This window comes from Hymenobacter sp., assembly GCF_036388155.1.
GTDB lineage: Bacteria > Bacteroidota > Bacteroidia > Cytophagales > Hymenobacteraceae > Hymenobacter.
The window spans coordinates 36,898-45,969 of record NZ_DASVSI010000149.1 but is presented as its reverse complement, the minus strand read 5'-3'; the positions used below and the strand labels follow the sequence as shown (position 1 = coordinate 45,969).

Here is a 9,072-nt window from a genome sequence, read left to right as displayed (position 1 = left end):
CTGAACGAAAGACGTTCCAAAGTGAGAAGGTCCTTCGCTGCGCGGACGCCAGATGAAGATGACACGCGCTATAAATGCATTACAGGGGCTGCTCGTGGTTCACGGGCAGGTCGGTGCTCACCGGCAACTCGGCCTGTTGCTGCTGCAACTCGAGCAGGCGCCGCTCGTGGCGCTCGTCGCGGCGCAGGCCGTTGGCGCCGCTTTGCTGGGCCTGGCGCACCATTTCGTCGTTGTCATACTTGTCGTAGGCCTCCACGATTTCCTTCACCAGGCGGTGGCGCACCACGTCTTCCGACGTCATCTCGACGTAGCCGATGCCGGGCACGTTTTTCAGGATGTCGAGCGCCTGCATCAGGCCCGACTTCTGCCGAGTAGGCAAGTCAATCTGGCTGCGGTCGCCGTTCACCATCACGCGGGCCGTGGGGCCCATGCGGGTCAGGAACATCTTCAGCTGCGAGGGCGTGGTGTTCTGGGCTTCGTCGAGCAGCACGAAGGCGTTGTTCAGCGTCCGGCCCCGCATGTAAGCCAGCGGGGCTATTTCGATGATTTTGTTTTCCTGGTAGAATTTCAGCTTTTCAGCCGGAATCATGTCTTCCAAGGCGTCGTAAATCGGGCGCAGGTAGGGGTCCACCTTCTCCTTCATGTCGCCGGGCAGGAAACCCAGGCTTTCGCCGGCCTCCACTACGGGACGCGAGATGATAATTTTCTTGACCTCCTTATTCTTCAGGGCCCGCACGGCCAGCGCCACCGAAATGTAGGTTTTGCCGGTGCCAGCCGGGCCCAGGGTGAAGGTGAGGTCGTGCGACATCACGGTATCGACCAGCCGTTGTTGGTTGGGGGTTTTGGCTTTGATGACGCCGCCTTTGGCCCCGAAAAGGAGCACGTCGGGCGAAGCAGCCAGTACGCGGCCTTCAGCCTCCTCGCTGGTAGCGGAGAGGTATTGGTTCACGGTTTTGTCCGTGATTTGGCCGTACTGGTGGTAGTGCTCGATGAGCGAGGAGAGCAAATCGTTGATGCGGGCAATGACTTCCGTCTGGCCCTGGATTTTTATTTCGTTGCCGCGGCTGATGATTTTGGAGCCAGGAAAAGCCGCGGCTAACTGGCGGATATTCTGGTTGTCGGGGCCGAGGAAATCGACCAAAGACATGTTTTCGAGGGTGATGATTTTTTCGACCAAGTGGGAAGAGAGGGGGAATAAAGGCGAAAGAAATGCCAAAAGAAACGGTCCTTTCCGCCCAAACCGGCTACTTTTGCCCCGGTTCGAGCGGACTAACAATACTACGAAAAACTACCGAACGCGGGCATGGCCTTGATAACGTTGCTAACCGATTTTGGCTACCGCGACCATTACGTGGCGGCGCTGAAAGCGCGGCTTCTGCAACTGGCCCCGGCGACGCCGGTCGTAGACATTAGCCACGGCGTCGAGCCCTTTAACATCGCGCACGCCGTTCACGTTCTCCAAGCTGTATTTCGGGATTTCCCGCCCGGCACGGTGCACCTCGTCGGCGTCGACGACCACGGCGCAGGCCCCGAGCCCGGCTGGCACGCCGCCCGCTTCGAGGGGCATTATTTTGTGGCCGGCGACAACGGCATCCTGGCCCTGCTCTGCAACGGCGAACCAGAGGAGCTGGTGGCCTTGCCGGCCGCCATCACGCCCTCGCCCAGCCGCGACGTGCTGCTGCCGGCCGCCGTGGCCCTGGCCCAGGGCGAACCCCTGACCAGCCTCGGCCCCGTCATCACCGAATTTCACCGGCTCAACAACCGCCAGGTGCGGCTGCAGGACCACCGCATCACGGGGCACGTGGCCCACGTGGACCACTACGGCAACCTGATAACCAACATTTCGCGCACAGCTGTCGACGCCGTGGGCCACGGCCGGGGCTTTGCTGTGCACTTTGGCCGTGAAGTGGTGCGCGAGCTTCACCCCCACTTCTCTGCTGCGCCTCCCGGCGAGGCCGTGGTGGTCTTCAACAGCCAGGGTTGCCTGTGCGTGGGCATTTGCCAAGGCAATGCATCGGAGCTGCTGGGCCTTAACTTCGATTCGCAGATTGACGTGCGTTTCCCGACGGAATAACAAAAAGCCCCTCCTAAATCAGGAGGGGCTTTTTGTTACGATTTAAATAAGTGCTTTGGTAGCTACTTACTGAGGTGCCGTGCCGGTGCTGTCGGCAGCCGGGGCAGTGGTGGCGGCGCTATCCGACGTTTCGGTCATGTCGCTCGACACCACGGTGGCGGTTTTATCGGTTTCGGTAGCGGTAGGCTGGCTGTTGCAGCTGCTCAGCAGCAGGCCACAGGCGAGGGCCGGAGCCAACAACCAAGCTTTGGTGGTAGGCTGGAAAGGAAGGAATTTCATTGGAAAGAAGCTTTGGTAAAGTGTGAAGACAGGAAGGAGTATCGGTAGTGCTTACGACCAGTCCAGCGTCGAGGTTGGCTTTATGTTGCTTATTCTCAGCAATACCCATCCAAGCAACTCCAGCCTGAACCGCTCCAAGTCCGCCCGCGCGCTTCGTTTTTCCCCCAAAACAAAAAAGCTTCCTGCCCTACTACTAGGCGGAAGCTTCTTGGGTAGCGTCACCGTGCCAAACGCTGTTTAAGCGCGCCTTTTAGGTCATCGGCAGCCACGGTTTGGGCTTCCTGTGCTTGAGGAACCACGGCGGCCATGCCGAATAATTCGTGCGTGGTGCCGTCGTACTTCTTGTAATTGACTTTTATGCCGGGTGCTTCCAGCTTGTCAGCCAGCGCTTTCTTGTCAGCCAGCGCTTTGCCTTCGCTGGTGAGCGGGTCATACCCGGCGGCGATGACGGTGGTGGGCGGCAGGCCTTTCAAGTTGGCCGCCAGCAGGTTGACGCGCCGGTCTTGCCCATCGGCCGGGGTGCGCAGGTAGTTCTTGAAAAACCACTCCATTCCGGCCTTGTTCAGCGGCATGGTTTCGGTGTTGGCTTGGTAGGAAGGCGTGGTGGTGGCAGACCTTTACGTCCGGCTTAAGTCAACAATTTGGAATAGTACATTTTTCAATTAGAATAGTTTACACCTTACTCCCTTTCTCCCATGCTCATTCGCGTAGTTCGCATGTCTTTCCGGCCCGCCGAAGTGCCGGCTTTTCTTGAACTGTTTCACGCCACCAAAAACCGAATTCGCCAGCAGCCGGGCTGCCAGCACTTGGAACTTTGGCAAGACGCCGACCTCCCCGACACGTACTGCACCTACAGCCACTGGGCCGATGTGGCCGCCCTCAACGCCTACCGAAAATCTGCCCTCTTCGGCGAAGTGTGGCCGGCCACCAAGCGGCTGTTTGCGGCACCGCCCGTGGCCTTTTCGGTAAATCCGGTGTTGTAGCCGTATAGTCCTTTTTGAACTTGCTTCTGCTTATGTCACCCGATTATTTCGCCTTCTACGGCCTCCCCGAGTCTTTCTTGCCCGACGAGGCCGCTCTCAAGCGGCTCTACTACGCCAAAAGCCGCGAAACCCACCCCGACTTCCACGCCACCTCGGCGCCCGAAAACCAGGCCGAGATGCTGCGCCAGGCCACCCTCAACACCGACGCCTACCGCACCCTCTCCGACCCCGACCTGCGCATGGCCTACCTCCTGCGCCAGCACGGCTTGCTGGAAGAAGGCAAACAAGAACAGCTGCCGCCCGATTTTTTAATGGACATGATGGACCTCAACGAGCAGTTGATGGACCTGGAAACCTCGCCCGACGCCGCCGTGCAAGCCCAAGTAGCCGCCGAAGCCCAGGCCATTGCCGACACGCTCGACGCTGGCATTCAGCCGGTATTGGCTGGCTATGAGCAACTCCCCGCCGACCACCGGCCGGCCGCGCTGCAACAAATCCGCACCTACTATCTAAAAAAGCGGTATTTGTTGCGCATCCAGCAGCAAGTTGCTACCTTTGCAGCCCGCTCCTGATACCGGCAGAGCGGAATTGTTCTGAATGAAGTTCATCCTGCCCGGATGGCGGAACCGGTAGACGCGTTGGTCTCAAACACCAATACCGCAAGGTGTGCCGGTTCGACTCCGGCTCCGGGTACTTTTTTACAGCAAACGCCAGAAATGAGCCATACAACCCCCGGGTTGGGCCTCGTTTCTGGCGTTTTTGCTTACAAATGTTTACAAACTGCTTACAAATGCCGCATGGGCAACTCAGCTAAGATTCGGGTGCGGCCCCCTGCGCGGGCCGACGGCACCACCCAGGTGCGCATGCAGGTGGTCCTCGACCGGGAGGTAATTCCTATTGCATTGGGCATCACGTGGCCGGCCGCGCTGGTCGACGAGGAGAACGGCGAGTGCTTAACGAAGCGCCCGAAAGCCGACCAGGGCCCGGAATATGCCGCGGCGCTGGTCGCGGTGCGAAAAGTTTTTGGCGCCGAATGGGAAAAGCAGGCCGTGGCCTACACCTTGCTCATCGGCCAGGCCCTGGGCCGCGCGAACAAGGTCTTCACCGACGGGCACCTAGCCGGCGTCACGCTCGACAAAGACAAGTTTCTACTCGAATACAAGACCGGTGGCAGCAAGGTGGACTTCCTCACCTACCTGAGCAGCCGCATCAACGCGCGCTACGAAACCGGCGAAATCACCAAAACCACGTGGAAGAACCACCGCTCGACGTTTAACAAGCTGGCCGAATTCCGCAAGAAGATTCCGTTCAATTCCCTCACTGACCGGTTTGGCGAGGAGTTCGAGGCCTGGCTAAAGCGGAAAGGCTACGGCGACGTGAACACCCGCTGGAGCCGACACAAGGATGTGAAAACGTACCTAGCCCTGGCGAAGCGCGAGAAGATTCCCTTCGTGGACCCCTACGAACACTTCTCGGTGCGCGAGGGCGAAAGCAGCTGGAAGCCGCTGCAGCCGGCCGAATTCGACAAGCTGGAGGCTTATTATAAACTGTGCGCGCCCGGGCACGCCCACCGGCGCATTCTGCAGAAGTTTCTCTTTAGCTGTACCAGCTCGCTGCGATTGGGCGACCTCAACGCCATCGGCCAGGCCAAGCTGCAGGACCGGCAAATGCGCATCAAAACGCAGAAGGGCCGGCACTCGGTGGGCAAGGAGTTGCTGCTGCCGCTTACCCGCAAGGCCTTGCGCTACTTGCAAGAAGCCCAGGACGAAAACGGCACCGAGGGATTTTTCAATTACTCGGACCAATACACCAACCGGCAACTACAGGAAATGGCCGCGGTGCTCGGCATCCAGACGCACCTGCACTACCCGTGGGCTGGGAAACCTTCGCCACCAACTTCATCCGGTTCGGGGGCAACGTGGCCGTGCTGCAAAAGCTGATGGGCCACTCCAAGCTGAGCACCACCATGAAATACGTGCACGTGGACGAGAGCATGAAGCAGGCCGAAATTGACCGAATGGATGCCCTTGATGTATAGTGCTTTGTTTGAATTAATCGTTTTATGAGTAGACCTAAAATTCCTGAACGCATTCAAAAAGCGGTAAAGGCAAAGCATTTTCTCGAATGCGCCTGGGACGGCACTCGACTTACCGACCAGCACCATATCGAACATTGGTATTTAGGGGGCCAACATACCGCGGAAAATCTGATTCTTCTTTGCCCCAACTGCCACCGCCAGGTACATCAGGGCAGCATAACCGACGCTGAACTTCGAGCCCGCCAAGCAACCCACCAGAAAGGAGACAGGCAAAGCTTTTCCTTCCCTTTCGGAGCCCGGGTACCCGCTGTACGGTTGGGAGGCAACACTTTCGTTGAGACGCCAATTCTCATTCAGGTGGGAGATGATTCCATCCTCTCCTATAAGGTTGCGTCCGACGGGGAAGTGCTTTTTTCTGCCCGATTATATGACGAAGATGGAAATCTGTTTCTGTGGATGTCCGACAACCGCATATGCACGCCCGCCGGATTCAGGCTCATTTCTGATGACGGAAGGATTGACATTGTGGACAAAAGTGACCCCAACCATTCCTTTAGTATTTGGCAGGAGGACGGCATACTAAATGTTTTGAGCAGAAGCTACTTGGCTGGCCGGGAATTGTTAATCCATCCAGCACTTCTTTCCTGGGGTGGCATGAAAATTCGCACCACAACTGTTTCGCGCTGTGAGGTAGGATTTCACATTCCCCTTCCGAAGCTCCCGCCCACTCTGCCTGATTGCAGCATTACCGTTCAAGGACTCACGAAAGGAGGGTGGCCTCACGAAAAGCCCCGGCTGCTTCAGCGTTTTCATGCGCCGGAAGAGGAACGGGAAATTACGGTATGGACAACTCCTGAAGGTCAGCTCAGTGTTCAGGTTCAAATCCGCGGCACACGGTGGCGATTTATGTCCCAACGCTTGAACATTGCCCCTGCCTCCCGTTATTTTTTATTCATTGAAACATTTTCAATAGGTGGCATCAAAGCGGCATTAAATGGATACATACTAGAAGTAGATAATTCCTTTCCTCCTACCCGGCCTGTTCACTCGGTCAGTTCGCTAACGGCCGAAGAGGTTCACCCATTCTTGTGGTTCCGCCACTGGTTACGGCAATACGCCTTTTACCACATTGATGATTGGAAAGGCCTCGCAGAATATCCGTTATAAGTGAAAAGCCCCGCTTCACATTTGAAACAGGGCTTTTCTAAAGGATAGTTTTTATAAGCCACTAGGCTAACACAATCCAGCGGCTTTTGCCATACTTCACGCGGCGCGGCCGGGCCGAATCGCTGAAGTGGCGACCGCCGCCGAAACTCATGGCATTGACCTGTGCCCGGGCCTGGCTGTTGCGGCTAGTGGCCTGGGGCGAGTCCTGCTTTGGAGTGCGTGAGGTTGAGTCGGCCGACTGGGCGGTTTGCTCGCTGCTCACTGGGGCCGTGGTGGCCGCGGATTGGGTAGCACCGCCGGCCAGCAATAAGGCCGAAGCCATGCCGAGGATGCTGTAAAGGGTCTTCTTCATAAAAAGAGGGGGAATGAGTTGGGCACTGAGCCATTTGAATCAGGCCCCGAAACTCACTTCCCTCCTGCTCGATGCGAAGGACAGAAAAACTACCCGGCTGCCGGCAGCTTGTACTTGCCCACCACGCCTTTGCTAATGCCCAGCTGGTCGGCAATCTTCCGCTCACTCTGGCCGGCTTGGCTGAGCAGCTCAATCTGCTCGATGATTTTGGGGTCGACGGCTTTGCGGCCGAGGACGGTGCCCTTCGCCTTGGTGCGGGCCAGCCCGGCTTTGGGCCCGCGGTGCATCGCCTCGACGCCGCGCGCCTCTTTCGCTTGGTGTTGGAACGCGGGGTGGCGGGCTCCCGGTATCACGGCAGCGCCGAGGAAGGCGTGCCGGTTCGCGATATTGCCGAGGTCATTGGCCGGCACCTGAACCTGCCGGTCGTGTCGGTAGCGCCCGAGCAAGCTGCCGGGCATTTCGGTTGGCTGGCCTATTTCCTCGGCCTCAACAGCCCGGCTTCCAGTGTGCTCACGCAGCAGCAGCTTGGCTGGCACCCTGCTCAGCCCACCCTGCTAGCCGACCTCAACCAAGGAAGTTACTTCAATGGCTAAGAAGCAGTTTGAGTTAGCTCGCACGAGGTAGAGACGCAACATCTTGCGTCTCGTCGTCTGCGCCGGTAGCATGTAGTTAGAACGTCATCGTTCAACGACGAGACGCAACATGTTGCGTCTCTACCGCAAAAAGCGTAGTTGTTGCTAATGCAAACAGCTGCTAAGTTGTTGGTGGCCGCAACCAAACGAACAGGCGGTTTTATTCAAGCCAGTCCGTCTTCAATGGGCCTTATGTAATCGGTATTTCTACAACATTGGTTTAAAGCCGCACCCAATTGCCTCTGAACTTGATTTCGGCTACGGAATCGGATTCAGAGGCTTTTTGCTTGTTTGGCCCTATCAATCCCTGGAATTTTGCACCTTTGGGGCTCATCCTTTACTGAAAAGATTGATGGCCCACGCTGCCCCCTGCCGCCTATTGCTGCCTGCCTGCGGAATAGGTTTGGTTTTAATCACCTTGTTGACCAGTTGCACCCGTCCCGTGAGTAGTCAAAAAGAGCGAGATTCTTTGGTGTATGTCGGCACCAACGTGGGCGGCGACGCCCAGGAAAGCACCATCTTTCTGTACCGGCTTTCGGCCGCTACCGGCGCCCTGACGCGCGTCAGCGCCCAACGCGGGGGGCCGAACCCGACGTATTTGGCCATGCCGGCGAGCCGGCGCTTCCTGTACGCGGTAAACGAGACCCAGACTTTTCAGGGCGCTGCCAGCGGGGGCGTTAGCGCGTTTGCGGTGGACCCACGCACCGGCGATTTGAAACTCCTGAACCAGCAACCTTCGACGGGCGCTTCGCCTTGCTACATCAGCCTCGACCGGGCTGGGAAAGCGGCAATGGTTGCCAATTACATGGGCGGCAACGTGGCCCTGCTGCCCGTGGCGGCCGATGGCAAGCTGGCGCCGCCCAGCGCCACCAACCAACACCAGGGCACGGGCCCGCACAAAAACCAAAACGGCCCGCACGCCCACTGCCTCCTCCCCGACCCGGCCAACAAATATGCCTTTGCCGTGGACCTCGGTACGGACAAGGTGTACGGCTACCAGCTGGCCGCCGGCCAAGGCCAACTCAAGGCCATGGCCGAGCCAGCCTTTGTGACGAAGCCGGGCGCTGGGCCCCGCCACCTCACTTTTCACCCCAACGGCCGGGTGGCTTATCTGATTAATGAGCTCAACTCGACCGTGACGGCGCTGGCGTATGACGCCGCGGCCGGTCGGTTTAAGGAGCTGCAAACGGTGTCGGCCCTGCCCACCGGGTTCGAGGGCGCCAACTCGTGCGCCGACATCCACGTGTCGCCCGACGGCTTGTTTCTCTACGCCTCCAACCGGGGACACAACAGCATTGCGGTGTACGCCATTGACACGTCCAATGGCACGCTGGCGCCCCTGCAGCACATGAGCACGCAGGGAAACACGCCCCGCAATTTTGCCCTTACGCCTTCGGGCAAACTGCTCTTGGTGGCCAATCAGAATTCCAACAACGTGGTGGTGTTTCGGGTAGACCAGCAAACGGGCTTGCTTACGGCGGCCCAGCAAACCACGGAAGTGCCGTCGCCCATGTTCTTACAGGTGGTGGACGACTTTACCAAGTAGC

12 protein-coding genes, 1 tRNA gene and 1 pseudogene are annotated in these 9,072 nt (G+C 58.3%); 9 read left to right on the top strand and 5 right to left on the bottom strand.

Annotated elements, in window-relative coordinates; all coding sequences use genetic code 11:
• Positions 1–79 precede the first annotated feature (79 nt).
• Positions 80–1,177: a PhoH family protein gene (locus VF629_RS21545; RefSeq protein WP_331060572.1), complete on the bottom strand. Its 1,098-nt coding sequence runs from the start codon at positions 1,175–1,177 to the stop codon at positions 80–82.
• Between the two features lie 126 nt (positions 1,178–1,303).
• Here VF629_RS21545 and VF629_RS21540 point away from each other — a divergent pair, with 126 nt between their 5' ends.
• Entirely contained in the window at positions 1,304–2,074 is a 771-nt protein-coding gene (locus VF629_RS21540; RefSeq protein WP_331060571.1) for an SAM-dependent chlorinase/fluorinase, read from the top strand.
• Positions 2,075–2,140: 66 nt separating this feature from the next.
• Here the strand turns inward: VF629_RS21540 and VF629_RS21535 are convergent, their stop codons facing one another.
• Together VF629_RS21535 and VF629_RS21530 are read right to left on the bottom strand one after the other, a co-directional pair.
• Complete coding sequence (locus VF629_RS21535; protein WP_331060570.1) at positions 2,141–2,353, bottom strand: hypothetical protein; 213 nt, start codon at positions 2,351–2,353, stop codon at positions 2,141–2,143.
• A 218-nt stretch (positions 2,354–2,571) separates the two neighbouring features.
• Positions 2,572–2,949: pseudogene (locus VF629_RS21530) on the bottom strand (alpha/beta hydrolase fold domain-containing protein); the annotation flags it as partial.
• 99 nt (positions 2,950–3,048) lie between these two features.
• Here VF629_RS21530 and VF629_RS21525 point away from each other — a divergent pair.
• The 6 genes from VF629_RS21525 (at position 3,049) to VF629_RS21500 (ending at position 6,541) form a co-directional block, all read left to right on the top strand.
• The gene (locus VF629_RS21525) at positions 3,049–3,336 is read left to right on the top strand and encodes a putative quinol monooxygenase (protein WP_331060569.1); all 288 of its coding nucleotides are present in this window, start codon (positions 3,049–3,051) and stop codon (positions 3,334–3,336) included.
• A gap of 32 nt (positions 3,337–3,368) precedes the next feature.
• Positions 3,369–3,908: an iron-sulfur cluster co-chaperone HscB C-terminal domain-containing protein gene (locus VF629_RS21520; RefSeq protein ID WP_331060568.1), complete on the top strand. Its 540-nt coding sequence runs from the start codon at positions 3,369–3,371 to the stop codon at positions 3,906–3,908.
• Positions 3,909–3,947: 39 nt separating this feature from the next.
• Positions 3,948–4,029, top strand: a tRNA-Leu gene (locus tag VF629_RS21515).
• A 104-nt stretch (positions 4,030–4,133) separates the two neighbouring features.
• A complete protein-coding gene (locus VF629_RS21510) occupies positions 4,134–5,276 on the top strand; it encodes a site-specific integrase (RefSeq protein ID WP_331060567.1) in 1,143 nt (380 codons plus the stop codon).
• Complete coding sequence (locus VF629_RS21505) at positions 5,207–5,374, top strand: tyrosine-type recombinase/integrase (RefSeq protein WP_331060566.1); 168 nt, start codon at positions 5,207–5,209, stop codon at positions 5,372–5,374. The genes VF629_RS21510 and VF629_RS21505 overlap by 70 nt, the downstream gene beginning before the upstream one ends.
• A 24-nt stretch (positions 5,375–5,398) precedes the next feature.
• A complete protein-coding gene (locus VF629_RS21500; protein WP_331060565.1) occupies positions 5,399–6,541 on the top strand; it encodes an HNH endonuclease signature motif containing protein in 1,143 nt (380 codons plus the stop codon).
• A gap of 61 nt (positions 6,542–6,602) precedes the next feature.
• On the opposite strand, the gene VF629_RS21495 is transcribed toward VF629_RS21500, so the two are convergent.
• Positions 6,603–6,893 carry a hypothetical protein gene (locus VF629_RS21495; protein ID WP_331060564.1) on the bottom strand — a complete coding sequence of 97 codons (291 nt, stop codon included), beginning with the start codon at positions 6,891–6,893 and terminating at the stop codon, positions 6,603–6,605.
• An 89-nt stretch (positions 6,894–6,982) separates the two neighbouring features.
• Positions 6,983–7,180 carry a hypothetical protein gene (locus tag VF629_RS21490; RefSeq protein ID WP_331060563.1) on the bottom strand — a complete coding sequence of 66 codons (198 nt, stop codon included), beginning with the start codon at positions 7,178–7,180 and terminating at the stop codon, positions 6,983–6,985.
• Here VF629_RS21490 and VF629_RS21485 point away from each other — a divergent pair.
• Positions 7,175–7,486 carry a hypothetical protein gene (locus tag VF629_RS21485; RefSeq protein WP_331060562.1) on the top strand — a complete coding sequence of 104 codons (312 nt, stop codon included), beginning with the start codon at positions 7,175–7,177 and terminating at the stop codon, positions 7,484–7,486. The two genes, VF629_RS21490 and VF629_RS21485, sit on opposite strands and share 6 nt — an antisense overlap.
• A 481-nt stretch (positions 7,487–7,967) precedes the next feature.
• A complete protein-coding gene (locus tag VF629_RS21480; protein WP_331060561.1) occupies positions 7,968–9,071 on the top strand; it encodes a lactonase family protein in 1,104 nt (367 codons plus the stop codon).
• The last annotated feature ends 1 nt before the right edge of the window (position 9,072 follow it).